At 59.4% G+C, this 26,976-nt stretch carries 20 protein-coding genes and 2 pseudogenes; 14 read left to right on the plus strand and 8 right to left on the minus strand.

The genetic code is table 11. The features are described 5' to 3' along the window. Positions 1–357 precede the first annotated feature (357 nt). The 4 genes from A0257_02600 (at position 358) to A0257_02615 (ending at position 5,066) form a co-directional block, all read left to right on the plus strand. Positions 358–2,595 (plus strand): hypothetical protein, encoded by a 2,238-nt coding sequence (locus tag A0257_02600; protein ID AMR26092.1) that lies wholly within the window; start codon positions 358–360, stop codon positions 2,593–2,595. Positions 2,596–2,733: 138 nt separating this feature from the next. Continuing rightward, positions 2,734–3,462, plus strand: a complete 729-nt coding sequence (locus A0257_02605) for a bifunctional demethylmenaquinone methyltransferase/2-methoxy-6-polyprenyl-1,4-benzoquinol methylase (GenBank protein ID AMR26093.1) — start codon at positions 2,734–2,736, stop codon at positions 3,460–3,462. Positions 3,463–3,503: 41 nt separating this feature from the next. After that, a complete protein-coding gene (locus tag A0257_02610; GenBank protein ID AMR26094.1) occupies positions 3,504–4,238 on the plus strand; it encodes a hypothetical protein in 735 nt (244 codons plus the stop codon). A gap of 87 nt (positions 4,239–4,325) precedes the next feature. After that, positions 4,326–5,066 carry an NAD(P)-dependent oxidoreductase gene (locus A0257_02615; GenBank protein ID AMR26095.1) on the plus strand — a complete coding sequence of 247 codons (741 nt, stop codon included), beginning with the start codon at positions 4,326–4,328 and terminating at the stop codon, positions 5,064–5,066. Between the two features lie 6 nt (positions 5,067–5,072). Here the strand turns inward: A0257_02615 and A0257_02620 are convergent, their stop codons facing one another. From A0257_02620 to A0257_02630, 3 genes are all read right to left on the minus strand, one after another. Continuing rightward, the gene (locus A0257_02620) at positions 5,073–5,264 is read right to left on the minus strand and encodes a hypothetical protein (protein ID AMR26096.1); all 192 of its coding nucleotides are present in this window, start codon (positions 5,262–5,264) and stop codon (positions 5,073–5,075) included. A 659-nt stretch (positions 5,265–5,923) separates the two neighbouring features. Continuing rightward, the gene (locus A0257_02625; GenBank protein ID AMR26097.1) at positions 5,924–6,592 is read right to left on the minus strand and encodes a YggS family pyridoxal phosphate enzyme; all 669 of its coding nucleotides are present in this window, start codon (positions 6,590–6,592) and stop codon (positions 5,924–5,926) included. Between the two features lie 56 nt (positions 6,593–6,648). Beyond that, a complete protein-coding gene (locus A0257_02630) occupies positions 6,649–7,530 on the minus strand; it encodes a hypothetical protein (protein ID AMR29598.1) in 882 nt (293 codons plus the stop codon). A 340-nt stretch (positions 7,531–7,870) separates the two neighbouring features. On the opposite strand from A0257_02630, the gene A0257_02635 reads away from it, so the two are divergent. After that, on the plus strand, positions 7,871–8,551 hold the full coding sequence (locus tag A0257_02635) for an ABC transporter ATP-binding protein (GenBank protein AMR26098.1): 681 nt from the start codon (positions 7,871–7,873) through the stop codon (positions 8,549–8,551). Here A0257_02635 and A0257_02640 read toward each other — a convergent pair. The 3 genes from A0257_02640 to A0257_02650 form a co-directional block, all read right to left on the minus strand. Continuing rightward, entirely contained in the window at positions 8,548–9,120 is a 573-nt protein-coding gene (locus tag A0257_02640; protein AMR26099.1) for a hypothetical protein, read from the minus strand. The two genes, A0257_02635 and A0257_02640, sit on opposite strands and share 4 nt — an antisense overlap. Before the next feature lie 15 nt (positions 9,121–9,135). Further along, positions 9,136–9,393, minus strand: coding sequence for a hypothetical protein (locus tag A0257_02645; protein AMR26100.1), 258 nt, complete (start codon positions 9,391–9,393; stop codon positions 9,136–9,138). Positions 9,394–9,501: 108 nt separating this feature from the next. After that, positions 9,502–11,982, minus strand: coding sequence for a DNA topoisomerase I (locus tag A0257_02650; GenBank protein AMR26101.1), 2,481 nt, complete (start codon positions 11,980–11,982; stop codon positions 9,502–9,504). Between the two features lie 222 nt (positions 11,983–12,204). Here A0257_02650 and A0257_02655 point away from each other — a divergent pair. The 6 genes and pseudogenes from A0257_02655 to A0257_02680 all read left to right on the plus strand — a co-directional run bounded on the left by A0257_02655 (position 12,205) and on the right by A0257_02680 (position 20,900). Next, positions 12,205–15,795 (plus strand): annotated as a pseudogene (locus A0257_02655) (Two-component hybrid sensor and regulator). 262 nt (positions 15,796–16,057) lie between these two features. Beyond that, positions 16,058–16,576 (plus strand): annotated as a pseudogene (locus A0257_02660) (hypothetical protein). Between the two features lie 149 nt (positions 16,577–16,725). Then, the gene (locus tag A0257_02665) at positions 16,726–17,106 is read left to right on the plus strand and encodes a histidine kinase (GenBank protein AMR26102.1); all 381 of its coding nucleotides are present in this window, start codon (positions 16,726–16,728) and stop codon (positions 17,104–17,106) included. A 206-nt stretch (positions 17,107–17,312) separates the two neighbouring features. Continuing rightward, complete coding sequence (locus A0257_02670) at positions 17,313–18,968, plus strand: chemotaxis protein CheA (GenBank protein ID AMR26103.1); 1,656 nt, start codon at positions 17,313–17,315, stop codon at positions 18,966–18,968. An 84-nt stretch (positions 18,969–19,052) separates the two neighbouring features. Beyond that, the gene (locus A0257_02675; GenBank protein AMR26104.1) at positions 19,053–19,682 is read left to right on the plus strand and encodes a hypothetical protein; all 630 of its coding nucleotides are present in this window, start codon (positions 19,053–19,055) and stop codon (positions 19,680–19,682) included. A 105-nt stretch (positions 19,683–19,787) separates the two neighbouring features. After that, entirely contained in the window at positions 19,788–20,900 is a 1,113-nt protein-coding gene (locus A0257_02680; GenBank protein AMR29599.1) for an agmatinase, read from the plus strand. Positions 20,901–21,116: 216 nt separating this feature from the next. Here the strand turns inward: A0257_02680 and A0257_02685 are convergent, their stop codons facing one another. Both A0257_02685 and A0257_02690 read right to left on the minus strand, forming a co-directional pair. Then, complete coding sequence (locus A0257_02685) at positions 21,117–21,692, minus strand: phosphoprotein phosphatase (GenBank protein ID AMR26105.1); 576 nt, start codon at positions 21,690–21,692, stop codon at positions 21,117–21,119. 187 nt (positions 21,693–21,879) lie between these two features. After that, entirely contained in the window at positions 21,880–22,875 is a 996-nt protein-coding gene (locus A0257_02690) for a tryptophan 2,3-dioxygenase (GenBank protein AMR26106.1), read from the minus strand. 174 nt (positions 22,876–23,049) lie between these two features. Between A0257_02690 and A0257_02695 the strand changes: the two genes are divergently transcribed. The 3 genes from A0257_02695 (at position 23,050) to A0257_02705 (ending at position 26,933) form a co-directional block, all read left to right on the plus strand. After that, positions 23,050–23,700: a serine dehydratase gene (locus A0257_02695; protein AMR29600.1), complete on the plus strand. Its 651-nt coding sequence runs from the start codon at positions 23,050–23,052 to the stop codon at positions 23,698–23,700. A 180-nt stretch (positions 23,701–23,880) separates the two neighbouring features. Beyond that, the gene (locus tag A0257_02700; GenBank protein AMR26107.1) at positions 23,881–25,425 is read left to right on the plus strand and encodes a hypothetical protein; all 1,545 of its coding nucleotides are present in this window, start codon (positions 23,881–23,883) and stop codon (positions 25,423–25,425) included. Positions 25,426–25,541: 116 nt separating this feature from the next. After that, positions 25,542–26,933, plus strand: coding sequence for an efflux transporter periplasmic adaptor subunit (locus A0257_02705; protein ID AMR26108.1), 1,392 nt, complete (start codon positions 25,542–25,544; stop codon positions 26,931–26,933). Positions 26,934–26,976 lie beyond the last annotated feature (43 nt).

Raw genomic sequence — 26,976 nt, forward strand, 5'->3', positions numbered from 1 at the left:
GGAGGTTAATAAACAGTGAGGCAACCTGCTCAACTACTTGCTTTTTAGAACCTGCCACTATATTTGCGCGGTCTATTGCCAGCTCCCTGGCATTCCCAAAACCACTTTATACAGAATTTCGCTGGTATTAGTGCCCGGCCCTGCACGGCTTGCCACTACTTTTTTAGGTATATTTGCTGCGCTGATGCCCCAGGCAATTGTGTTTTTTAGGTATATACGGGTTAGTTAGCCCAACCCTGTTGTTAAATTTTAGTATAAGTCGCTAAATTGAGCGCCCCCGTGGCCAACTAGTAATATCGCGGTACTACAACTACTCTTCCGCCCTCCTTTTTAAATTCTCCAAACACCCTCTTTTCAATGAACAACCTATCCAAAAGGCTGCTGCAAGCTTCCTATGCGCTGGCCCTGACCACGGCCGTAGCCACCTCGGCTCACGCTCAGAGCACGCGCAAGGACCTGCAAACCGGCAACAAGCTGTTCAACCAGGAAAACTACCGCGCTTCCATTCCTTACTACGAGCGGGTACTGGCCAAAGACCCCAACAATGCTAATGCACTGTTCCGGGCCGGGGTAGCTTACCTGTCTTTTGATAAGGAAAAAGCGAGCGACTATATCTACAAGGCGCAGAAAATTAAGCCTAAAGTTTCGAAAGATATTGAGTACTGGCTGGGTCGCGTTGACCACCTTAACTACAACTTCGACGAAGCCATCACGCACTACCAGGCTTACAACGCGACGCTGAAAAAGCGCAACGATACCCGCCGTGAGGAAGTAGCGCAGTTGATTCAGCACAGCAAAAACGCCAAAGTTCTGTTCAACTCGCCCAAGGATATCTTCGTGAAGAACCTGGGGCCGACCGTAAATACGCAGTATTCGGAGCACAGCCCGGTTATCTCTTCAGATAATAAAACGCTGATTTTCACGACCCGCGCCAATCCTACCGATATCCCTGGCCTCGACAGCAAAGCCCGCAACAAGACGGCCGCCGATGGGGAGTACTACGAGGGCATCGTGGAGACGCACCGCATCGATGCCGACAACTGGGAGAAGCCCCGCTCGCTCTCGGCCGCGCTCAACAGCAAAGGCCACGATGCTTCGGACCAGCTGTTTGACAACGACACCAAGCTGCTCATGTACCGTAGCGACGAGGATGGCGACATATTCGTGGCTTCAAAGCAGGCCGGTGGCGATTGGGGCTCACCCATTAAGCTGAACAGCAACATCAACTCGAAAGCCTACGAAGGTGACGCGTACATCACGCCGGATGGCCTGACGCTCTACTTCTCAACGGCTAAGTACTCGGAAGATGGCAACTTGGACCTCTACTACAGCACCCGCCCTGCCGGAGGCGATTGGGGGCCGGCTAAGTCGCTGGGCAGCACCATTAATACCAAATACGACGAGGATAGCCCTTACATCAGCCGCGATGGCAAGACGCTGTATTTCAGTTCGCGCGGTCACAATACGATGGGCGATTATGATATCTTCCAGTCGAAGTACGACAGCATTGGCCACAAGTGGGGCCGCCCCGAGAACATGGGCTACCCCATCAACACGCCGGATGCGGACTCCTACTACCGCTTGGCTCCCGATGGCACGTATGCTTACCTCAGTTCGTACCGCATCGGTGGCTACGGGGAGAAAGACATCTACACCATCAGCTACATCAAGAACATCAACGTAAAAGGTACGGTGTTCTCGAAGCGTGACAGCACGCAGGCTATCCCAGGGGTAGAACTGGTATTCAACGGCACGCAGGCCGACAAAACGGCCATCAGCTTCCGCGATGTGACCAAGGAAGACGGTACCTACGGCGTGAAAGTCCTTTCGGCTCGTACGTACCAAGTGGCTGTCAACAAGGACGGCAAAAACATTGAGACGCAGGAGTTTGCCGTTCCTATTTCGCTCAACGATACCACGTCAATTGTTAAGAATTTCTATGTTGATTACATAGATACGCTTAACCAGAATCCCTTCCGTTTGGATAAGATTTACTTTGACACGGATAAGTATAAGTTGCGTCCGGAGTCGATTACGGTCTTGAAGAAAATAAGCACTACGCTTCAGGCAAATACCGGGCTTAACATCTCGATTGAAGGCAACTGCGACTCGCGCAACACCGACGAGTATAACATGGTGCTGGGCCAGAACCGCGCTGATGCCGCCAAAAACTACCTCGTGAAGCAAGGTGTAGCCAGCGCCCGCCTCACCACGGTGAGCTACGGCGAGCGTCGCCCCGCCGCCCCCAACGATTCGCCCGAGAACATGCAGCTTAACCGCCGCGATGAGTTCCGGGTAGTGCTGAAGGAAGGTGAGAAGATGCCGGTTATGCCACCTACTACCACTACTACCACGACTACTATCATCGCTGTACCAATGGCACCGGCTCCGCCGCTGCCTGGCAAGAGCAAGGTGCGCATGGCCGACGGCACGAAGGTGAAAACCAAAGTAGATGAGGACAGCGACAAGGTGAAGGTAAAAACCAAGGGGGCTAATGGCTCGAAGTCGAAAACAGTTTCGAAAGATGGTGAGCTTGACTCGAAAGCCAAGGACGCTTCGGGTCAGAAAGCTAAAGTGAAAGTGAAGCCGGAGTAGGGTTTCGCACTTTGCGAAAAAAGAGAACGGCCGGACAAACAGTCCGGCCGTTTTTTTGTCCTATTAGCTGGCAACTGCTCGCAGTGAACCGAATTACGCGCAATTTTCGCGGCGCATTGCCGTTCTTTGCACTCCTCTATGGCCGTAGTACCCTACAAAGAAGACGCCGCCGATAAGAAATCGCAGGTGGCCCGCATGTTTGATAACATCGCTGGCAAATACGACTTTCTCAATCACTTCCTGAGCGCGGGCACCGATATATATTGGCGCCGTAAAGCTGTGGATGAGCTAAAAGCCCTGCGGCCAGCCCGCATCCTGGACATTGCCACCGGCACGGCCGACTTTGCCATCGAAACCCTACGGGCCGCCGCGCCCGACGCGCAGGTAACCGGCGTCGATATTTCGGCCGGCATGCTGGAAGTGGGCCGCCAGAAATTGCTTGCCAAGAAGCTCAGCCACCGCATTCGGCTGGAACTGGCTGACTCGGAAAGCCTGCCTTTTGATGATAATGCTTTCGACGCGGTAACGGCCTCCTTCGGCGTGCGCAATTTCGCGCACCTGGAAAAGGGACTGGCCGAGATGTACCGGGTAATGCGGCCGGGCGGGCAGCTGGTTATCCTGGAATTCAGCAAGCCCACGGCGTTTCCGCTCAAACAAGCCTACAATTTTTATTTCAGTCGGGTGTTACCGGTCTTTGGGAAAATGATTTCCAAGGACCAAAGTGCTTATACCTACCTGCCCGAGTCGGTGCAGGCGTTCCCCGACGGTACCGAGTTCGTGGCTATTCTGCGCCGCGTCGGCTTTACTACTCCTGCATGGCAACCCCTTACGTTCGGCATCAGCTCCATCTACACGGCTCGCAAATAGGGCGTTCCAGTCGCTGGCAAAAGCTATTGCCGTTACTACTCTTGCTGCTGGTTGCCGGCCCCGCCCTGGCGCAGCGCAAGCGGAGCGACGCCATCGACCGTGGCCGCAAAGGCCGCATTAAAGGCATCACGGTTGATAACCTGCCCAATTACAACGACCGCTTTTTTCGGCCGGGTATTTATATCGCGCCCAATTTTTCACGGTTCTTTATCGAGCAGTCGGCCAGCTACTTGCAGCTGGCGCAGCAGGGTAGGGGCCTGGCCGCCAATGCCATTATCAGCCCCGGCTTTGGGGTTGGTTTCATTGGCGATATCCGGCTTGGTAACCCCGGCACACCTTTTCACCTGCGCTTCGCGCCAGGGCTCAACTTCCTGACGCGCCGGGTGGAGTTTGGGAGCGCCGGCGCGGGCCAGGCCGATACCATTCGCACCCAAGAAGTAGGCACCACGCAACTGGAGCTGCCGCTGTTGCTGAAATACCAGTCGAACCGTCGCCGCAATACCCGCTTCTACATGATTGGCGGCCTCAAGCCCAGCTTCGCCGTGACGCAGCGCCAGAATACGCCGGCCATCAACCAAATCAGCGTGATACGCGACGACCTGATGCTGGAGTATGGGGTAGGGCTGGATTTATTTTATCCCTACTTCAAATTCGGGCCGGAGCTGCGCTTTTCGCACGGTCTGCGCAACGTATTGAGCCCGCGCGATAACCGCTATAGCAATAGCCTGCAAAGTCTGCGTACCAATACGGTAACGCTTTACTTGAATATTGAGTAGAGAATTTTGGCCGTTAGCTGACAGCGGTTGGCTACTAGCTTTTCGTTGAACAATGCTAACGGTTATTAGCAAACAGTCAAAACTTACATGAAAACTGCATTTATTACGGGCGCGTCTTCGGGCATTGGGCGCGCTACCGCAGTGGCTCTGGCCAAGGCTGGTTTTCAACTGGTTATTACCGGCCGCCGGGGCGAGCGCCTGGATGAGCTGGCCCGCGAAGTGGCCCCTACCCCCGTCCACAGCCTCACGTTTGACGTGCGCGACCGGGCAGCCGTGGAAGCGGCTGTAGCCGAGTTGCCAGCAGCGTTTGCGCATATCGACGTGCTCATCAATAATGCGGGCAATGCCCACGGTATGTCGCCCATTCAGGATGGCGACCCGGCCGATTGGGATGCCATGCTCGACGGCAATGTGAAGGGCCTGCTCTACGTGAGCCGCGCCGTGCTGCCGCGCATGGGCGAAGGCGGGTTCATCGTAAACCTGGGCTCCATCGCCGGCTACGAGGCCTACGCCAATGGCAACGTGTACTGCGCCTCCAAGGCTGCCGTAGCGATGCTCACGCGCACCATGCGCATCGACCTGCTGCCGCGCGGCATTCGGGTGGCCGAGGTGGCACCCGGCATGGTCGAAACCGAGTTTTCGGAAGTGCGCTTTAAGGGTGATGAAGAGCGGGCCGCCAACGTTTACAAGGGCGTGCAGCCCCTGCAAGCCGCTGACATTGCCGACCTGATTCAGTTCATCGTGACGCGTCCGCCCCACGTGCAAATTGCCGAGGCCGTCATTTTCCCTGCCGCGCAGGCCGCCGCCGCCACCGTGAAGCGGCAGTAGCGCTTGCTACGTGAAGAGGGGGGTAGCGTGCAGCTGGCGTAGCAGGCCGGGGTGTAGCATGTGCCCGCCCGCGAAGCCATGCGTATGTACGTCTGCTCCGTGTCGGCGCAATATATCCATCTGTTCTTGCAGCTTGGCGGGGCTCACATATTCATCCTGGTCGCCGCACACCAGCGCCACGGGCAGACCAGTTAGCAACTGACGGGCTGCTTCGGCGTCGATGTCTGAATAGCAGTAGTATTAAATTTATTTTTATTATATAGGAACTGATGCTTCGGCACATACTGACTTAATTTTCCTAAAAGCGACGCTTGTGTTTTCAACTTCTATAATTAATTCACTATAAAACTCATTTATAATTTGAATAGCAATTGTATTTTTTGTGTTTGCTACGTCCCAAAATATCCACTTGCCATTCTTTCTGTATGTCCCTGCTGTGATGACACCGGGCACACTGGTACCTAAACATCGCCACCCTTTCCACCAGCCTTGGTGGCTCTCATCATACCGCTCTGCTGCAACTACTTTTCCGACGGGCACCGTAATCTCATGCCTGAAACACCAAATTTTATGTAAACACAAAATACGAAAAGTCAACGTGTCTTGACCTGCCTTTATTTCAACCATAACGAAGGACCTTAGCTGAAGACAGGATAAACAAAATGACAAATAAAGATAGCAGTAATTTTTGAACGGCCAGTTGCAGGCTCCCCCATTAAGTGCCCGTAGCCGTGCAGCACCAGCCACAGCTGGGTAGTAGCGGGCGAAAGCTCGCCCAGCTGCTGGTAGCGCGCCGTGCGCGCTACGGAAATATGTCGTTCCAAAATAATTGAGCGGTAAGTCCTTAAAAAAGCTACCTACGCGCGACTACCAAAAATGGCGCTCCCCACTCGGATAAGCGTGCTACCCTCGGCTAGCGCCCACGCATAGTCGGCGCTCATGCCCATCGAAATTTCGCGAAACTCCTCATCCTGCGCGAAATACGTCGTTTTCAAGTGCTCAAAATAGCCGCGCAGCTGCCGGAATTCGCCGCGCACCAGCATCTCGTCGGGCAAGTTAGTGGCAATGCCCATCACGCCGGTCAGGCGCACGTGGCGCAGGGCCTGGTATTCGGCCGATTGCAGCATCTCTTCGGCCTCGGGCAGGCTGAGGCCGGTTTTAGTCGCCTCCTGCGCAATATGAAACTGAAGCAGCCCGCGAATAACCCGGTCGTGCCGGGCGGCTTGCTTGTCCAGCTCCTGCAACAGGCGCAGGCTGTCCACGCTTTCCACGGTATGCACGAAGGGCGCCAGGAATTTCACTTTATTGGTTTGCAGCTGTCCGATTTGGTGCCACTCCACGTCGGCGGGTAGCTCAGGCTGCTTGGCGGCCATTTCCTGCACCCGGTTTTCGCCAAAAATGCGCGCGCCGGCCGCATAAGCCTCTTGCAGCAGCTCGACGGGGTGAGTTTTGGTAACGACGATTAAGCGGGCATTTGTGCCGATAAGCTGCTGCTCGAAGGCGGCGATGTTGGAAGCGATGGACACTAGCGGAGGGGGTAGGGATGAATAAAATGCGTGGCTTATCACAACAGCTAACCCGGCTAATCTTCCAGCACATTACTCATAAATGTGCCTTTGAGGGCCAGCCACAGCAGCCATAGCGCCAGGCCCCAGCCCAGGTAGGGCCGGTAAAAATCCTGCACGCTGCGATAGCGCTGGGTACGAATATCCGACTTTTCAAGCCGGTTGATTTCCCCGAAAACCTGCTTGAGCGCGGCGTTGTCGGTGGCTCGGAAGAAGCGACCGTTAGCCGCCTGCGCCAGCTGGCGCATGGTGGTTTCGTCGAGGCGGGTTTGCACGTAGCGGGGCTTGCCGGTGAGCGAGTCGCGGCCGTAGGGCACGAAGCCATCCTCACCCAACCCAATGGTATAGAGCCGGATACCGTAGGCGTGGGCTAGCTGGGCGGCCAGCAGCGGGTCGAGGCTGCCCGCGTTGCTTTCGCCATCCGAGAGCAGCACGCACACCCTGGACTTGGCCCGCGAATCGCGCAGGCGGTTGATGGCCACGCCTAGCGCCGTGCCAATGGCTGTGCCCTCGTCGGCGATGAGGCCGGGCCGCAGGCTGCGCAGGTTGCTGAGCAGCAGGTCGTAATCAGTTGTTAGGGGCACCAGAGAATAAGCCTGCCCGGCAAAGGCTATCAGCCCCAGGCGGTCGCCGGCCCTACCCCCCACAAACCGGCCAGCCAGGCGCTTGGCTGCCTCCAGGCGCGTCGGCTTCAGGTCCTCAATCTCCATGCTGCCCGACACGTCAATCGCCAGCACGATATCAATGCCCCGGCCGGTCTGGGTCAGGTGTTCGCTGGGGCGCTGGGGGCGCGCCGCCGCCACCACCAGCAGCGCCAGGCTCAGGCTCAGCACGAGGGTAGGCAGGAAGCGCAGGCCGGCGCGCCAGTCGGGCCGCAGGCCGCCCGGCCCGAAGGCCACCACCACCTGCCGCCGCCGCCGCGCCAGCAGCCAGCGCAGCAGCGGCAGCAGCGGCACCAGCGCCAGCAGCAGCAGCAGGCGCGGGTGCTGCCACTCGTAGCCGGCCAGGGTGGCGTAGGAAAATAGATTCATTCAGGGTGAAATAGCAATTAAAGATTAAAACTGATAAATTAAAAATTGGAAGCTTATGCGAGGTTGATTGTCATGCATAAGCCCCCAAATTTTAATTTATCAGTTTTAATCTTTAATTCTCTCTTGAAGGTGCAAATTACGCTGCCTACTCAACTCTGGCTGCTGGCCCGGTACCTTTGCCCGAACTCATTACCCCGCCGTCGGCCGCATGATTCGTACCGTAATTTTTGACATGGATGGTGTTATTATCGACACCGAGCCCATTCACCACCAAGCCTTCGTCACGCATTTTGCCGAGCTCGGCATTCTGGTTTCCGATACCGAATATGCCTCATTTCTAGGCTCTTCCACGCGCAATGTCTTCCAGCGGCTCAAGCAGGAGCACGGCTTGCCGCAGGAAGTAGCCGCGCTGCTGCTGCGCAAGCGTGAGCTATTCAACCAGGCCTTTGACGAAGACGCCGGCCTCGACCTGCTGCCCGGCGCCCGCGCGCTCATCGAAGATTTGCAGCGCCACGGCGTGCAGCTGGTGGTGGCTTCGTCGGCCTCCAAGGCTACCATCAAGCGGGTATTCGACCGCTTCGGGCTGGGACCTTATTTTTCGCACATCGTTAGCGGCGAAGACTTTGCGCAATCCAAACCCAACCCGGCCATCTTCCTGCACGCCGCCGCGCTGGCCGAAACGCCCGTGACCGAGTGCATCGTCATCGAAGACTCGGCCAACGGCGTGGCCGCCGCCAAAGCAGCCGGCATCTACTGCGTGGGCTACGCCAGCCCGCATTCGGCCGGCCAGGACCTGCGCCTCGCTGACCGCGTAATCCAGCATTTCTCCGAGCTTTCGGCTGAGAAGGTTCAGGCGATTTCGGGGGGTAGGGACCTGACGCGCGGCTAATCGAAGCGCCCCAGCTCCGTGCTGGCAAACGTCCATTCCGGCGTGGCAAACTCGGCGGCCCCAGGCCCCGGCACGGCAAACCACGCGCCCAGCGCCGGCTGGTCCACGTTGCGCAGCAAATGAATGCTTTGGGCCGGCATGTAGCTCTGAGCCAGCAGTATATAGCGCTGGCCGGTGCGCGCATTGGTGGCCACGTCGGCTACCAGCACGGCGTGGCCGGGGCTGCCGCCATGCACCAGCACGTCGCCGGGCCGCACCTGGCCCAGCGGCACGGGCTGCACCTCGCGGCTCAGCGACAGCGTGCCCGCGTAGCCGAATACCGGCAGCAGGTAGCGCCCCAGCGCCGCGTGGGTCGGGGCCTCGGCCGGCTTGGCGGCGGGTAGTACGCTCTCACCCTTTACCCGAAACGTGCGCCCGGCCACAAAATCTGAAAACCAGGCGTCGTAGCCGGTCGTCAGGTGAAAGTGAATCTTATTTGGATTTACGCTGAATAAATACTCGGCCCGCAGCCGCATCACCGCGTCGGCGCACTGCTGCAAGTCCTTGGTGCCGACGTCGATATCCACCACGGCGGCTACTACTCCCTAATTATCTTTGAGTTGCCCGTTATATAGCCGCGCTGGCGTGCCGGCCGGCCGCAGGGGTAGCCCGCGCAGCCACTCGCCCCACGAGCCCGCCACTACGGCCACGCGCTGGCTGCCCGCCGGCGGCGGCATGCGTTGGGCCAGGCACTGCGCCAGCGCCGGCTGCGTCGCCAGCCACGGATACGCCGGGCCAGGGGGGGTAGGGGCCAGCAAAACCAATGAGCCCAAGCTGCTGATTACCAGAAAATTGATGTGCATAGAACGAAGATATATCGGCTGCCTAACGCCAAGGCAGGGCTGGCCGATATACCCAAAAAAATCCCGCCGTCGCGGGCGGGATTTCTGCGGTAGCACCAAGTGCTGCGGTTACTTGCTGGCGGTCGCTTTCTTAGGCGCGGCCTTCTTGGCGGTGGTCGCCGGCTTCTTAGCCGGAGCCTTTTTCTTGGCGGCCGGGGCTTTAGCCGCCTTTTTAGCGGGCGCGTCGGCTTCTTTGGCGGGCTTCTCGGCGACGGCTTTCTTGCCGAAGCGGCCGCCTTTGGCGGGCTTGTCGGGGGTAGCGGCGGCTAGCTCCACGCAGCGCTCCAGCGTGAGCTCGGTGGGCTCCTCGCCCTTCGGAATCTTCACGTTCTTCTTGCCGGCCACGATGTAGGGGCCGAAGCGGCCGTTCAGCACCTGAATATCCGGGTTTTCGGGAAAATCTCTGATAAGGCGCTCGGCGTCGGATTTACGCTTGGCTTCAATGAGCACCACGGCTTCGTCGCCCGTGATGGTGTATGGGTCCTGCTCCTTGGTGAGCGAGTAAAACTTGCTGTCGTGGCGGATATAGGGGCCGAAGCGGCCGAGAGCGGCAGCCATCGGCTTGTCCTCAAACTCGCCTACCACGCGCGGCAGCTTAAACAAATCCAGCGCCTCTTCGAGCGTGATGGTTTCGATAAACATGCCCTTGCGCAGGTTGGCGTAGGCGGGCTTGGTTTCGCCTTCAGTGTCGCCCAGCGCCACGTAGGGGCCGTATTTGCCGAGGCGAGCGGTTATTTTTTCGCCCGTTTCGGGGTGCAGGCCAATCTCACGGGTGCTGCTGAGCGTCCTGCGCTCAATGTCCTGCCCGCGCTCCACGCTGGCGTGGAACGGCTCGTAGAAGCCGGCCAGCATGTTGCCCCACTCTTCGCGGCCGTTGGCAATCTGGTCAAACTCGTCCTCCACCTTGGCCGTGAACTGAAAATCCACGATGGCCGGAAAGTGCTCAACCAGGAAGTCGGTGACTACCAGCGCCGTATCGGTCGGGAAAAGCTTGGCTTTATCCGCGCCGTAGGTTTCGGGGCGCTGCTCGGTTTTTACCTCGTTGCCCACCAGCGACAAGGCGTAAATCTTGCGCTCCTTGCCCTCGCGCGAGTCTTTCTCCACGTAGCCGCGCTTCTGCACCACGCTGATGGTTGGCGCGTAGGTGCTCGGGCGGCCGATGCCCATTTCCTCCAGCTTTTTCACCAGCGAAGCCTCGGTGTAGCGGGCGGGCGGGGTAGAAAAGCGCTCGGTAGCGGTCAGGGTTTGCAGCGGCAGGTTTTGGCCCACGCTAAGGGGGGGTAGGCCGCGCGAAAACGAACTTTCGCCGTCGGCCGGCTGGTCCTCGTCATCCTTACTTTCAGCGTAGGCTTTCAAAAAGCCCTCAAATGTAATGACCTCCCCCGTCGCCGAAAACGTGGTGCCCGGCTGCGTGCTGATGCCAATAACGGCCGTGGTGCGCTCAATGAGCGCGTCGGCCATCTGCGAACCCATCGCCCGCTTGCGAATCAGGTCGTAGAGGCGCTGCTCCGAGGCATCGGCCCCGGCTTTCACCTGCTTGAAATCAGTGGGCCGAATGGCTTCGTGCGCCTCCTGGGCCGAGGCCGACTTGGTTTTGAAGTGGCGCTCCAGCGCGTATTCGGCCCCGTAAGCGGCCTCAATGGCTTCGCGGGCACCCGTGCGGGCATCCTCGCTCAGGTTCAGCGAGTCGGTCCGCATGTAGCTGATGCGGCCGGCCTCGTACAGCTTCTGGGCCACCGTCATGGTCTGGGCCACTGAGAAACCCAGCTTGCGCGAGGCTTCCTGCTGCAAGGTGGAGGTAGTGAAGGGCGGCGCGGGGCTGCGCTTGCCGGGTTTTTTGTCCAGGCTATTAATACTGTATGTCGCCCCAATGCAGCGCGCCAAAAAAGCCTCCGCCTCTTCGCGGGTTTTGTAGCGGGTAGGCAACTCGGCTTCCAGCGTGGTGCCCTCGCCCACGTTGAAGCGGGCCACGATGCGGTAGGCGCTGCTGGCGGTGTGCTTGTTGATTTCGCGCTCGCGGTCCACCACCAGGCGCACGGCCACGCTCTGCACGCGGCCCGCCGAAAGGCCGGCTTTCACCTTGCGCCACAGCACCGGGCTCAACTCGAAGCCCACCAGGCGGTCGAGCACGCGGCGGGCCTGCTGGGCATTCACCAGGTTGAGGTTTATTTCGCGCGGATTCTGGATGGCGGCCAGAATCGCGGTCTTGGTAATCTCGCGAAACACGATGCGCTTCGTCTTGTCAGCCTTGAGGTTAAGCGTTTCGGCCAGGTGCCACGAAATAGCCTCGCCCTCGCGGTCATCGTCACTCGCCAGCCACACGGTTTCGGCTTCTTTCGACAGCTTTTTGAGCTGTGAAATCAGCTCGCGCTTGTCGGCATCGACCACGTAGGTAGGCTTGAAACCGTTGGCCACGTCCACGGCATTATTGTCCTTTGGCAGGTCGCGGACGTGCCCGTAGCTGGAGCGCACCACAAAATCGGGGCCGAGGTAGCCTTCAATAGTTTTGGCCTTGGCGGGCGACTCGACGATAACTAGATTCTTGACCATGCAGACGGTGATAGGGGCGGGGTAGGAGTTTTGTCAGGATGCTGAGAACGCGGGACCCGCCCGAAAAGTTGAAAACGGGGACAAAGATGCACGGTCGGGACCGACTGTGACCGGCAAGCTACCTTCGAAAAGGTTTGCATTGCCGGATTGCCCCGCGGCCCTACTTTTGTTGACTGTCCCCCGCGAGCCCGCGTTCGCCCCACCTTCACTGCTCCTTCGCTCATGGCTGTCGCCAAAAAAACAATTTCCTCCGACCTTCTCCTCAACGGCGAAACCGCGACCGACGAGACGGTGGTTTCCGAGGGCCGCACCGACCAAACCCGCAAGCGCGGCGCCGGCCGCAACGCGGACCTGACCGATACCGACTACGTGAATGAGCAGCTCAACCGGGTGCTTTTCGCCCTCGATGCCTTCAAAAAAGGCGACGTGTCGGTGCGCCTGACCAAACAAAACGACGACATCTTCTCCGAAATCGCCGAGGCCTATAACTCGATGGTGGAGATGATTGGGGGGGTAGGCGGCGAGGTATCGCGCATTTCGAAGGTGGCCGGCGTCGAGGGCAACCTCAAGGCCCGCGCCTCGGCCGAAGGGGCGGCCGGCTTCTGGCGCGACATGATTAACAATATCAACGGCCTGGTGGACAGCATTGCCGTGCCGGTGCTGGAGGTGGGTAAGGTACTGAAAAATATCAGCCGGGGCAACCTGGACGAGAGCTTTCAGATTCCGGTGTCGGGCGATTTCAAGGTGATGGCCGAAACCATCAACCGCACTATTGACAACCTCAATGTCTTCGCTGGCGAAGTAAGCCGCGTGGCGCAGGAGGTGGGCACTGAGGGTCGGCTGGGCGGCCAGGCCGTGGTGCCCAACGTGGGCGGCGTGTGGAAAGAACTGACGGACAACGTGAACACGATGGCCCTGAACCTGACTTCGCAGGTGCGCGACATCGCCAACGTGGCGACGGCCGTGGCGCGCGGCGACCTCAGCCAGAAGGTGACGGTGGAGCTGAAAGGTGAGCTGCTGCAGCTCAAGCAGAACCTCAACCAGATGGTGGACTCGCTCAACCTGTTTGCTGGCGAGGTAACCCGCGTGGCCCTCGACGTGGGAACCGAAGGTAAGCTCGGCGGCCAGGCCAGCGTGCCGGGCGTGTCGGGCACCTGGAAAGACCTGACCGACAACGTAAACAATATGGCCGCCAACCTGACCAGTCAGGTACGCGACATTGCCAACGTGGCCACGGCCGTGGCCCGCGGCGACCTCTCGCAGAAGATGACGGTAAACGTGAAGGGCGAAATTCTGGAGCTGAAGAATATCCTGAACCAGATGGTGGACTCGCTCAACATCTTCGGCGACGAGGTAACCCGCGTGGCCCGCGAGGTGGGCACCGAAGGCAAACTGGGTGGCCAAGCCGTGGTACCGCGGGTAGGCGGCATCTGGAAAGACCTGACCGACAACGTGAACACGATGGCCGCCTCGCTCACCAGCCAGGTGCGCGACATCGCCAACGTGGCGACGGCCGTGGCGCGCGGCGACCTCAGCCAGAAAATGACGGTGGATGTGCAAGGCGAGATTCTCGACCTGAAAAACATCTTGAACCAGATGGTGGACTCGCTCAACATTTTTGCCGGCGAGGTAACCCGCGTGGCCCGCGAGGTGGGCACGGAAGGCATCCTGGGCGGCCAGGCCAACGTGCCGCGCGTGTCGGGCACCTGGAAAGACCTGACGGACAACGTGAACACGATGGCCTCGAACCTGACGAGCCAGGTGCGGGACATTGCCAACGTAGCTACGGCCGTATCGCGCGGCGACCTCTCGCAGAAAATCACGGTGAACGTGCGCGGCGAGCTGCTCCAGCTCAAAGAAAACCTCAACCAGATGGTGGACTCGCTGAACGTGTTTGGCGACGAAGTGACCCGCGTGGCCCGCGAGGTGGGCACCGACGGCAAGCTGGGCGGCCAAGCCGTGGTACCGGGCGTGAAAGGCACCTGGAAAGACCTGACCGACAACGTGAACACGATGGCCGCCTCGCTCACCAGCCAGGTGCGCGACATTGCCAACGTGACCACCGCCGTGGCGCGCGGCGACCTCAGCCAGAAGGTATCGGTTGACGTGCGCGGCGAGCTGCTTGACCTCAAGGACAACATCAACCAGATGGTGGACTCGCTCAACATCTTCGCCGGCGAGGTAACCCGCGTGGCCGTGGAAGTTGGCACCGAAGGCCAGCTCGGCGGTCAGGCCAACGTGCCGAACGTGAGCGGCGTGTGGAAAGACCTGACGGACAACGTGAATACGATGGCCACCAACCTCACCACCCAGGTGCGGGGCATCGTCAAAATCGTAACGGCCGTGAGCCAGGGCGACCTGACCCAGAAGCTGATGCTGGAAGCCGCCGGCGAAGTCGCCGACCTGGCCCAGACCATCAACCGGATGGTGGACGACCTTAACCGCCTGGCCTCCGAAGTAAGCCGCGTGGCGCGGGTGGCCGGGGCCGAAGGCAAGCTCACGGAGCGCGCCACGGTGGGCGGCGTGTCGGGCTCGTGGAAAGAGCTGGTGGACACCCTCAACGCGCTGATTGAGAGCATCGCCCTGCCGGTGCTCGAAGTGAGCCGCGTGGTGCGCGCCATCTCGGAAGGCGACTTGACGCAGATGGTGGAAATTCAGACCACCGGCGACATCCTCTCCATGTCCAGCTCGCTCAACCAGGCCGTGGAAACGCTCAACGCGCTGCTCGGCGAAATCAACGACTCGGCGCAGGTAGTGGGCACGTCGTCGGAAGAGATGGTAGATAAGGGGCAGGAAATGAGCCGCGTAACGGTCGATGTGGCCCTGGCCATGCAGCAAATGGCCGAAGGCGCGCAGAACCAGGCCCTCAAAACGGACCAGGCCTTTAAGCTCATCGAGGAAATCATGACGGCCACTAAGGAAACGGCCAACAAGGCCGACGTGGTGAACAAGTCGGCCATCATGGGCGAGCAAACTTCGCAGCAGGGCCTCAAAACGGTGGCCGAAGTGGTGAAGAACATGGAAGAGATTTCCAGCGCCGCCACCCAGACCTCGCGCACCATCGAAGTGTTGAGCACGCGCTCGCAGGAAATCAGCAAGTCGCTGGGCGTCATCACCGACATTGCCTCGCAGACCAACCTGCTGGCCCTCAACGCCGCCATCGAAGCAGCCCGCGCCGGCGAGGCGGGTCGGGGCTTTGCGGTAGTAGCCGAAGAAATTCGCAAGCTGGCCGAAGGTTCGCGCAAGTCGGCCAACGAGATTGCTACCCTCGTGGAAGACGTGAAGAAGGACACGACCAGCGCCGCCAGTGCCATCAGCGCGATGGAAAGCAGGGTGCTCAAGGGCAAGAACGCCACCTTCGAGGCCAGCGCGGCCTTTAAGAACATTGCCACCAGCAGCGGCGAAACGCTGCGCACCTCGCGCGACATTCTCACGGCCACGGCCGTGCAGCAAACCTCGATTGGCGACGTGGTGAAGTACGTGGAGGAAGTAGTAGCCATCGCGGAGCAAACCGCCACTGGCACCCAGCAGGTGGCTGGCACGGCCCGCCAGCTCTCCTCCTCCATGCAGGAGCTTACCAGCTCTTCGCAGCGCCTCTCCGACATTGCCGACGACCTGCAGGATGGCCTCGAAACCTTCCAGCTCTTCGACTATTTGCCCGAACCGGAGCCCGAACCGGAGCCCGCCCGCCGCCGGGTGCGCCGGCCCATGCTGGCCGCGCCGGCCCCGGTGGCCGTTACGCCGGTCCCGGTGGCCGCCGCCAGCCGGCGGGTCAGCAGCCGGCGCGCGCCGGCCCCTACCCCCCCGCCAGCAGTGGAAGCGCCCGCCAGCAATGGCCGCGTGAGTCGGACCCACCGCCCGGCCACCGCGGCGACGCCCACCAGCAAAGCCATTGCCCGCCCGGCGCGCGATGGAGCGCCTATCCCCCCTATTTCAGCGAAAGAATCAACCGCCCCTCCGGCGCGCTCCCGTGCCAAAGCCAAGCGGGCGGGCAAATAAGTTCTCGTGTACCCCACCAGCCGTGCCTACCCCTCGGAGTAGGGCAGGCAGGTTTTTCTGATTTTAACTTTTTCTCATGGCTGATTCTGCTGCTGCCCGCCCGGCGACCATTGCCGGCCGGGCAGCTCCGGCTGCTCCCGAAGCAGTCGTCCAGCTTATCGTTTTTCGCCTGGGCGATGAAGACTACGGTATTCGTATCGAGCAGGTAAAGGAGGTAACGATTACGCCCGAAGTGGTGCGGATGCCTAAAACGCCGCCCTTCATTAAAGGCATTGCCAACCTGCGCGGCGATATTATTGCCATCGTGGACCTGGAAGAGCGGTTTCAGCTGCGGCCGGTCGGCCGGCCGGTGCCCGACTTTTCCTACACGCTGGCCGTGGAGGCGCCCGATTATACGCTGGGCCTGATGGTGCGCGAGGTGCCGCGCCCGGTCACGATTCCAGTGAGCCTCATCGAGCCGGCCCCGGAATTCGTGCAGGACAGCGGCCAGCGTGAAAAATACCTGGAAGGCATCGCCAAGCTCCCCGGCAGCCAGCACGTGATTATCGTGCTGGATATGCCCAAGCTCCTTACCCCCAGCGAGATAATGCGCCTGCCCGGCGGCCCGGCCGAGGCCCCGGCTAAACCCGCCAAAAAAGCTGCTACCCCCCCCGATGCACCCTCGGCCCCCGAAACGCCGTAGAGTGCCCAGCCGGCACACATTGCCGGCTTCGTTTCCTTCTCACTTCAAGATTCTGATTGTACATGAATAAGCGCATTCTCATCGTCGATGACTCGTTCTATATGCGGACGATGCTCAAGAATATGCTCACCGACGCGGGCTACGACGTAGTGGGTGAGGCCGCCAACGGCCAGCAGGCCCTGGAAATGGCCGTGGCTACGACTCCCGACCTCATCACCCTCGACGTTATCCTGCCCGACAACACTGGCTTGGACGTGCTTAAGGGCATTCGCCAGCAGCAACCCGATGCCAAAGTAGTAATGTGCTCGGCCGTGGGCCAGGAAACCATTGTGAATGAGGCTATTGAAAATGGCGCGTTGGCTTATATCGTAAAGCCCTTCTCCGAAGAGCGCGTGCTGGAGATTGTGGGCAATGCCCTGCAAGGCGATAGCTCCCTCGCCTAATACCCCTTGCGTATAGTTGGGCGGGTAGCCCATTACCCGCTTATCCTATTTAAAGTATCAGTAGTTTTGTTCTTTCCTCTACCCGCTTTTCTGCTTGCTGACACGTGGCCCGGCGCGCGCAGTAGCCTCAAGTGGCCGCTTGTGGCCAGCTTGAACTCGGTAGGGGGGGTAGGGAATTTCTGTAGCCGCTTAACAACCAGTTGGCTATGAAATCACGCGAGCAGGAATACCGGGAGTTGTTCATGGCCGAAGCGCTGGAGTACTACGACGCTATGTCGCGGCACCTCAGCGAGTTGGAGCGCAACCCGCAGGATGTGGCGGCGCTCAATGAGCTGTTCCGGCTCATGCACAACCTCAAGGCCAACGCCCGCGCGATGGGCTTCGTCGATATGGGCGAAGTTGCCCACAAGATGGAAACCCTGTTTGGGCAGATTCGGGGGCAGGAACGCGCTTTCACGGGTACGCTCGTAACGCTCACCTTCCGGGCCGTCGATATTCTGGGCAACATGATTCGGGCCGTGGGCGCGGGGCAGGAAGCAGTTGATGACAAGCCGCTGATTGAAAACCTGGAGCGCCTGATTCAGGGCCAAGAGCCCCTTGAAGCCCAGACTAAACCCACCGAGGAAGAAGCGGAAACCGATGCCGCCCGCAAGCTGGAGCTGTCGGACCTGGTTTATATTCCGGTCAAAAAACTCGATAACCTTCTCAACCTGGTCGGCGAGCTGGTTATTGACCGGGACCGGATTCTGACGCTGGCGGACGAGCTGAACAGCCCGGCGCTCCGCGCCACCGCCCAGCACCTGTTCCGCATTTCCGACGATTTGCAGTATTCCGTGATGGATGTGCGCCTGGTTGGGGCCGGGGTGCTACTCAATAAATTTCCGCGGGTGGTGCGCGACGTGGCCGCGTCCGAAGAGAAGCAGGTCGAGCTCACGCTGCTGGGGCAGGATGTGCAGATTGACCGCAACGTGTTGCAGCTCATCACCGATGCCCTGCTGCATATTGTGCGCAACGCCGTCAGCCACGGCCTCGAAGGCCCCGCCGACCGCAGGGCCGCCGGCAAGCCCGAAATGGGACAGCTGCGCATCACAGCCCTCACGGAGCGCGACGACGTGTTGCTACAGGTGCAGGACGACGGCCGGGGCATCGACACCGACGCCGTGCGTAAAAAAGCCCTTCGGAAGGGGGTAGTAACGGCCGAAGCCGCCGCCCTGCTTGACGAGGAGGGCGTGTGGGCGCTGCTGTTTGAGCCGGGCTTTTCGATGGCGGAGCAAATAACCGAAATCTCGGGCCGGGGCGTGGGCCTCGATGTAGTGAAGCTGGCCATCGACTCGCTGGGCGGCCGCCTGCGCGTGGCATCGGAGCTGGGCAAAGGCACCACCTTCACGCTGGTCCTACCCACCTCTATTGCCGTGAAGGGTGCCTTGCTGATTGAGCTGGACGCCCGCGCCTACGCCGTGCCGCTGCTGCACACCGACACGGTGCTGGCCCTGGCCAACGATGAAATATTCGCGGTTGGGGGCTTGCTGATGACGCGCGTGCAGGATGAAAACGTGCCGCTGGTGAACCTGCGGCAGCTGCTCTACGCCGAGGGCGACGAGCTGCTACCCCGTGCCACACGCGCCGAACTGCCCACCGATGGCAGCCGGCTGCAGGTGCTGGTAGTTAGCTACGGCAACCGGCGCCTGGGGATAGTTATCGACCGTTTCCTGCGGCAGCAGAATATCGTGGTCAAATCATTGAGCAAGCCCCTCGACACCATTGACCTTTTTGGGGGCGTAACCCTGCTGGGCAGCGGCCAGCTTTGCCTGGTGCTGGACGTGCCCGCCTTAACCCGGCTATTTCTGGCCAAACGACCCTGACGTTAGCCACGCACTGTCTTTTTTCGTATTACCTTGCCGGCCTTGGCCGCCGCTGCTACGTACTAAGCTGTTATGACTTTATCAATGAATGAGTTAGAACGCGATATTATTCGCGAAATTCTGAATATCGGCTTGGCGCGGGCGGCTGACAGCTTCGCTGTCATTGCCCAGGAGCGGGTAATGCTGGAAGTACCTAACTTGGACTTGCTGCCTAGCACCAGTATCATTGAGCGGGTGCGCGAATACCAAACGCGCTACGTAGCCATTCAGAGCGACATTCGGGGAGATTTCAACGGCTCGACGTTTATGTTCTTTTCGGGGCAGCACATTCAGCGCCTCTCCCGCGTTTGCCTGCGCATGCAGGTGACGGACACTTTGCAGCTCAACGAATTACAGGAGTCGCTGCTGTTAGAGATAAGCAATATCATTACGGGTGCCTTGGTAACGCAGCTGGCTAACATCCTGAAGGCCAATATTTACGGCGCTCCCCCAATGGCCCCCACCGGCGACCTGGCCACCGCGTTGCAAAGCCTGATGCCGGAACCCGAAGCTTTGCAGCCCCTTATTTTCTCCGTCATTACGCAGTTTTCGGATAAAGACAACTCGGTCGAATTGCCCCTCATGCTGTTTTTTGACCGGGCGACTTTCGAGAAGATTCTGGAAATAATTCGAACATACGATTTTTTAGGCAAAACCCAGTCGGCAGCTCAGTAGTTAGATTTGCATTTGGTGCTAATTACTGCCCAAATAGCTGACTATCAGCACATTTTTTAATTTTTCACGCCACCAAGCGCAAGGCGCTTGGTGTTCTTTTTTACCGTGTCTGAATCAACTCTCGCGCAAAAGATTGCCAACTTTGACCCCAACGCGCTCGGCGATGCCGCCGGCGGCCTGTTTGGCCTGCCCTTCACTTCGGAAGAGGCCCAGGTAGTAGTCGTGCCCGTGCCGTGGGAAGTAACCGTTAGCTACCGCGCCGGAACGGCGCAGGGCCCCGAAGCCATCCGCGCGGCGTCGCTGCAAGTGGACCTCTACGACCCCGACCTGCCCGAAGCCTGGAAGCTGGGCCTGGCGATGGAAGAGGAAGACGAGGCTATTGCCCAAACCAGCCGCGAACTCCGCCCCATTGCCGCTGATTACATCGGCTGGCTCGAAGCCGGGCAGCCCCAGGAGGGGGCGAGCACCCACGGCGCCGTACCGGCCCGCCTCACGGCCGAGGGCGACAAGCTGATTCAGTGGCTGAAGAACAAAACCGGCGCTCTGCTCGACGCGGGCAAGGCCGTAGCCGTGCTCGGCGGCGACCACAGCACCCCGCTGGGTTTCCTGCACGCGCTGGCCGAGCGCCACCCCGACGGCTTCGGCATCCTGCAGATTGACGCGCACTGCGACCTGCGCCCGGCCTACGAGGGTTTTCAATACTCGCACGCCAGCATTATGTATAATGCTTTGCAACTGCCGGCAGTGAAAAAGCTGGTGCAGGTAGGCATTCGCGACATGTGCCAGCAGGAGGCTGACCTCATCGAACATTCGGTGGGTAGGGTGGCCTTGTTTGGCCAGCGCTTCATGAGCGAGGAGAAATTCGCTAAGAAATCCTGGAAGAAGGTATGCGGTAAAATAATTGCCCAACTGCCTCAGAAAGTGTACATTAGCTTCGACATCGACGGCCTGGACCCCAAGCTATGCCCCGGCACCGGCACGCCCGTGCCCGGCGGCCTGGAATTTGACGAGGCCACCTACCTGCTACGCATGATAGTGCGGTCAGGTCGCACGATTATTGGCCTGGACCTCAACGAGGTAGCTCCCGGCGATACGGAGTGGAATGCTATCGTGGGCGCGCGCCTGCTCTTTCAGCTCTGCAACTGGATGGCCGTATCGCAAGGCCGCCTTGTGGCCAAAGGCGTGGAAGCAATCGAGGAAAAGAGCACTAAAAAGTAAGACGTAAACTGCTTTTTCAGGTGTCGGTAACAGCAGGTCGGCAAATAGAGCTTATTTAGGGGTTCGTTGGGCAAAGTAGATACGCAAAATTTTGCGTATCTACTTTGCTTAGACTGCTTTATTGCGCGACTAGTGTGAGGTAGAGCACCCGATGAGACTCTAACTATTGCGTCTCTACCTCGTGTACACGGACCTGAAATTTGCTGTAAAAGCGGTTTATACTACTTCATCCCGCCAATATCTTTTTTCGATAGTTCGGACGTTTTTAACTGCTCGTAAAGACAGCAAATAAGTAGCGAGGTAAAACAGCTCTTGGTCATCGCGTTCGCCCAAGAGTGGCTTAATGTAAATGGCGTTGCCATAGTGTTGGCTGACTTTTTCTGGTGTGTCATCCACTATAAGCATCTTCTTTAAGTCAAACCTGCGGCGCGTTACCTTCCTGAGCCGCTTGGCAAACTCGTATTTGCCAGCGTAGTCCAAACTAAGAAACCCTTGCTCATCTACTTCGGAGAGGCGAAACCGCGTGCAACGGGAACGCCCCCACACAAAAGCTAATTTGAGGTGGGTAGGAAATACCTGCCTCACAACTGCTTGCACATAGTCATCGCTGGCCGACGACCAGACCGCTAAGTCGAAATGCTTATCGCATTGCGTAAGAAAGGTAACTAAACCTGGGCGTTGATAAATAAAATACTGGTAAATCTGAAAATCAAAGTCCTCCCTAATTCGATTCGCTGTTGCATGAATCAATGTTTCGTCGAGGTCAAGAATAAGTAAGGGCTTCTCGTTCATAAGTACCCGTTGGTAAATACTTTATGTTAAATCAGACGGTCATGCTGAGCTTGTCGAAGCATCTCTACTGCGTAACTAACTCTAAACGTTGAGATTACTCTCGTGGTAGAGATGCTTCGACAAGCTCAGCATGACGTTCTTTTATAGCAAACTAACTAGCAACGGGTACTTACTGTAATTATAGGCATTACCCCATCTCCTCCAGCACCTTTTCTACCCAGCCCTTCCCCCATTCTTCCAGCTCCTGGGCGCTCCACAGCTGCGGGTAGAAGATGCGGCGCTGGAACTTGGGTGGCAGGTAGTTGCGCCAGTTGGTGCCGCCGGTGGCGGGCACGTCGGTGGGGTCGCGCTGGAGGTAGCGCACCGCCGACTTATAGTGCATCAGCGGCCAATTGACGTTCACGTTCACGTCGAGCTGCTTGAGGGCGCGCAGCAGGCGCGGGTGGCGGCGCTGGTCCTCGGGCAGGCGCTGCACCACGGCCCAGACGTTGCGGTGCTCAAAGTGGCGGGCGTGGGCCACGAGCTGGCCGGTATACTTGCGCTCAAACTCCACGAGAGTCAGGGCTTTAGCGCCGGTTTCTTCCACCGTGGCACCGGCCTGCCAGTAGATGCAGCCCATGAATTCTTCGTGGGTAGGGGCGTCGCCGAGCAGGCGGCGCTTCTCGGCGGGCACCAGGTTTTCGAGGGCCGTGCTGGCAAGTTCAATGAAGCGGTACTGCACGCTCTGGAAGCCCGAGGCGGGCATCAGGCTCATTCGAAATTGCAGAAACTGCTCCTTGTCCATCCCGTCCACCATCACGTCGAACGAGTCGATGAGATTCTCAAAATAGCGGTTCACGCGGCCCAGGCGCAGCACCACTTCGCCCAGCGTGGGCTCCTGCAAGTTGCCCAACTGCTCATACTCATGCAGGCAGAGCTTGAAATACAGCTCCGTAATCTGGTGGTAGATGATAAATATCTTCTCGTCCGGAAATTTGGTGAGCGGCCGTTGCAGGCTCAGCAGCGTATCCAGTTCGATATAGTCCCAATAGTTCACGTAATCAGCGTGATACAGGCCTTCGAGGTAGGCGGCCAGGTCCTGGTTGTCGGCCGCGTAGCGGGCTTGCAAACGACGCAGCTGGGCCAGCACGGCGGGCGAAAATTCGGCTTCGGGCGCGGCGGGGGGGGTAGGCGAGGGGGCCATCGGCGGGAGGTGGTGAACGGGGCAAATATCGGCAGGACCGGCCGGGCGCGGGCCAACGGCGGCCAGGCGCTACTTTTGGGGGCTATATCTGTCCTTGTGCTCGCAACAACACTAACTCACTAATCCACCTTTCACCACTCCCCGCCCGTGGCCGAAAAATCCAGCATTTTTGATATGATTGGCCCGGTGATGATTGGCCCCAGCTCGTCGCACACCGCCGGGGTAGTGCGCATTGCGCGGGCCGCCATCCGCATGCTGGGCGCGGTGCCCACCGAGGCCGTTATTACCTTTTACAACTCGTTTGCCCGCACCTACGAGGGCCACGGCTCGGACCGCGCCATCGTGGCCGGGCTGCTCGGCTACGCCCCCGACGATGTGCGCATTCGCACGGCCTTCGACCACGCGGCCGAGGCGGGGCTGGCATACACCTTTCAGAGCGTGGGCAATGCTTCGACGCTGCATCCAAACACGATTAAGCTGAATCTGACCGGCCCCGACGGCCACCGCGTGGAGGTCATTGGCCAGAGCCGGGGCGGTGGCGTTATCCGCATTGTGGAGGTCGATGGCTTTAGCTGCGACTTTTCGGGGTCGCTGCACACGCTCATCGTGGATGCCCAGGATGTGCCGGGCTCCATTGCGTTCATCGCCTCCGTTATCGCCCACGACGACTGCAACATTGCCACTATGTTCGTGTCGCGCAAGGGTAAGCGCGATGCCGCCCGGCAGTTTATTGAAATAGATAGTGCCATTAAAGAGCTGACCCTGGCCTACTTGCGCCACCTGAGCTGGGTGCAGCGCATCACCTACATTCCGACACTGGAGTAAGCAGCCCTATTTTCGCCGGCTGATAGAGGTGAAAAACCGGTGAAGCCTGGTAATGAGCTGCATTCGCCGCCGATACTACCCCCCCCGCAGCGGCTGCCCGGCCGGCAAAAATATTTGCTGGCCCGTTGCGTTTTCGCAGTGTCGGGTCTTTGTTTGTAAATACGTTAGCTCTTCCTTTCTATGACTGCACCAAGTACCCGCCTGCTACGCGCCACCCTGGGGCTGGCGAGCCTGCTGGCCGCCGGGCCACTGGCGGCCCAAACCCAGCAAGACGCGCGCCCGGCCTCACCGCCCGCCGCGGCGCTCAATTCGCCGGCGGCCGCTGCTACCGGAACCTGGACGCTCCGGCGCACCGTGGACTACGCCCTGGACCACAACCTGGACGTGCGCCTTAACCGCCTCACGGCCCAGGGCAATGCCCAGATACTGCGCCAGAGCAAGGCCGCGCTGCTGCCTACCATCAACCTGAATGCCACCCAGGGCTGGAACTTCGGTACCTACGTGAACCCGGTAACGTCGCAGTTTCAGAACGCGACGACGCGCTCCAATAACTTTTCCGGTCAGGGTCAATTAATTATTTTTCAAGGCTTTATCCTGCGAAATACTATCCGGCGCAACACGCTCGACTACGATGCCAGCGTGCAGGATATTGAAAAAGCCCGCAATGACCTGAGTCTCAACGTGGCTTCGCAGTTTCTGCAATTGGTGCTGGCGCAGGAGTTGGTGCGCGCCAACCAGCTATACGTAGATAATTCTCAGGCCCAGATTGCGCGCTCGAAGCTGCTGCTCAAGGCCGGTAGTATTCCGGAGAGTACACTACTCGATAATCAGTCGCAGCTCGCTACCAACGAGCTGAACGTGGTGACGTCGCAGAACCAGGCCAATCTGGCTCGCCTGGCGCTGCTGCAACTGCTCAACATCGACCCGGCCACGGCTCGGGATTTCGAGATTGAGGTACCCGCGCTGCCCGACCCTGACCAGGAAGCGCCCTATACGCTGGACCTGAACGCGGTGTATCAGCAGGCCACCGGCACGAGACCCGAAATCCAGGCCGCCGACCTGCGCGTGCAGAGCGCCCGCCGCAGCGTGGACATCGCCCGCGGCAGCTACTACCCCCGTTTGTTTCTCAACGGCTCGCTCTCCACGCTGTATTCGTCGTCGCAATCGTCGCGCATCTTCACCGGCGACTCCACGGCCGCCCAGTACGTGCCGGTGTTGCAGCGCGCGTCGAGCGGGGCCATCGTGCCTACCAGCTACGTAGTTACGACCGGCCGGCAGCCTAACTATGAGGTGCTGCCAGCGCGCTTTGTTGACCAGCTGAGCAACAACTACGGCAAAGCCATCCAGTTTGGCCTGTCGATTCCGATTCTCAATGGCTTGCAGGTGCGCACGGGCGTGCAGCGCGCCCTTATCAACGAGCAGGTCGTCGGGGTGCGCGCCGAGCAGGCCCGCCTCACGCTGCGCCAGGGCATTGAGCAGGCATATGCCGACGCCCGCGCCGCGCAGTTGCAATATGCAGCTGCCACGCGCCAGGTATCGGCCCTCACGCTCACGCAGCGCAACTCGGAAATCCGCTTCAATAACGGCCTGCTCAGCGGCACCGAGTTTAACATTGCCCAAAATAACCTCAACTTTGCCGTCTCTAATCAGCTGCAAGCCAAATACACCTTTATCTTCCGGCGCAAGGTGCTCGATTTTTATCAGGGCATTCCGCTGGGGCTGTAACTCAAAAATCGGTTGTCATTGCGAGCAACGCGAAGCAATCGCCCCAAAGCAAGTCGTGCGGTTGTCATTGCTTCGCGTTGCTCGCAATGACAACCGATTTTTGACTCTTTTTTTATATGAAAAATAACCGCATACTGTACATTCTGGCCGCCGTGGTAATCGTGCTCATCGGGGGCTTCGCGCTGGCCAAAAAAATGGGCTGGGTTGGCAAGCCCACGGGAGCCGAGGTGACGATGGCCGTGGCCGGACCGGCTACCATTGTGGAGAAAGTGAGCGCCTCGGGCAAAGTGCAGCCCGAAACCGAAGTGAAAATCTCGCCCGACGTGTCGGGCGAAATCACGGAGCTGTACGTGCATGAGGGCGACTCGGTGAAGAAAGGCCAGCTGCTGCTGCGCATTCGGCCCGACAACTACGTGGCGATGGTGAGCCAGCAAAGCGCCGCCGTGGGCACCCAGCGCGCCAACGTGGGCCAGGCCCAGGCCCAACTGGAGCAGCAAGCCGCCAACGCCAAGCAAACCGAGCTCACCTACCGTCGCCAGGCTTCGCTGTATAAGCAAAAAGTCATTTCGCAGTCGGACTACGAGGCGGCGCAGGCCGCGTATAATGCCTCACAGGAGCAGTTAAAGGCCATTCGGGCGCAGATAACGGCCGCCCAGAGCACCGTGCGCAGCGCCCAGGCCGGCTTGCAGGAAGCCCAGAAAAACCTCAACAAAACCACCATCTACGCGCCCGTGAGCGGCACCGTGAGCAAGCTCAACGTGAAAAAAGGTGAGCGCGTGGTGGGCACCACCCAGATGGCGGGCACCGAAATTATGCGCATTGCCAACCTCAACAACATGGAGGTGCGGGTGAGCGTGAATGAGAACGACATCATCCGGGTGCAGCTCGGCGATTCGGCCGACGTGGAAGTGGATTCCTATACCACGCAGAATGAGAAGTTTAAGGGCATCGTGACGGCCATTGCCAACACGGCCAAGGACGCGCTCACCGCCGAGGCCGTGACCGAGTTTGAGGTGCGCGTGCGCCTGCTGCCCGCCAGCTACCAGCACCTCGTAAAAACCGGCCCCAACGGCCACTCCACCGTGCCCTTCCGGCCGGGCATGACGGCCTCGGTCGATATCATTGCGGAGCGCAAAAGCAACGTGCTGAGCGTGCCCCTGGCCGCCGTAACCACGCGCTCCGACTCGGCCGCCGTGCGCAAAGACGCGCAGAAGGTAGAAGGCGCCGACGCCCGCGCCCAGGTAGTGGACCAAAGCGGGGCCGCGCCCAAGGCGAAGATTGAGGAGGTGGTATTCGTAATAAAAGATGGCAAAGCCGTGCTGACGCCCGTGAAAACGGGCATCAGCGATTTCCAGAACATCGAGATTCTGAGTGGCCTCACGGCGGGCACGCAGGTGGTGAGCGGGCCATTCCGGGCCGTGTCGAAGACGCTGAAAGACGGCACTGCCGTGCTCGTGAAAGACGCCGCCAGCCTCAGCAAAGACGCTCTGGCCGATAATGGCAAGTAGGCGGCGCGCCCTACCCCCTCCGTTTTGCGTAAGAGCGGGCTAG

Origin of the sequence: Hymenobacter psoromatis, from assembly GCA_001596155.1 — a bacterium.
Taxonomy (GTDB): Bacteria; Bacteroidota; Bacteroidia; order Cytophagales; family Hymenobacteraceae; genus Hymenobacter.

Coding starts and splice junctions, on each gene's coding strand:
- A0257_02705 (AMR26108.1), top strand. CDS start 25,542: ATGAAAAATAACCGCATACTGTACATTCTGGCCGCCGTGGTAATCGTG.
- A0257_02665 (AMR26102.1), top strand. CDS start 16,726: ATGAATAAGCGCATTCTCATCGTCGATGACTCGTTCTATATGCGGACG.
- A0257_02645 (AMR26100.1), bottom strand. CDS start 9,393: ATGCACATCAATTTTCTGGTAATCAGCAGCTTGGGCTCATTGGTTTTG.
- A0257_02600 (AMR26092.1), top strand. CDS start 358: ATGAACAACCTATCCAAAAGGCTGCTGCAAGCTTCCTATGCGCTGGCC.
- A0257_02700 (AMR26107.1), top strand. CDS start 23,881: ATGACTGCACCAAGTACCCGCCTGCTACGCGCCACCCTGGGGCTGGCG.
- A0257_02690 (AMR26106.1), bottom strand. CDS start 22,875: ATGGCCCCCTCGCCTACCCCCCCCGCCGCGCCCGAAGCCGAATTTTCG.
- A0257_02670 (AMR26103.1), top strand. CDS start 17,313: ATGAAATCACGCGAGCAGGAATACCGGGAGTTGTTCATGGCCGAAGCG.
- A0257_02685 (AMR26105.1), bottom strand. CDS start 21,692: ATGAACGAGAAGCCCTTACTTATTCTTGACCTCGACGAAACATTGATT.
- A0257_02615 (AMR26095.1), top strand. CDS start 4,326: ATGAAAACTGCATTTATTACGGGCGCGTCTTCGGGCATTGGGCGCGCT.
- A0257_02650 (AMR26101.1), bottom strand. CDS start 11,982: ATGGTCAAGAATCTAGTTATCGTCGAGTCGCCCGCCAAGGCCAAAACT.
- A0257_02635 (AMR26098.1), top strand. CDS start 7,871: ATGATTCGTACCGTAATTTTTGACATGGATGGTGTTATTATCGACACC.
- A0257_02695 (AMR29600.1), top strand. CDS start 23,050: ATGATTGGCCCGGTGATGATTGGCCCCAGCTCGTCGCACACCGCCGGG.
- A0257_02605 (AMR26093.1), top strand. CDS start 2,734: ATGGCCGTAGTACCCTACAAAGAAGACGCCGCCGATAAGAAATCGCAG.
- A0257_02675 (AMR26104.1), top strand. CDS start 19,053: ATGAATGAGTTAGAACGCGATATTATTCGCGAAATTCTGAATATCGGC.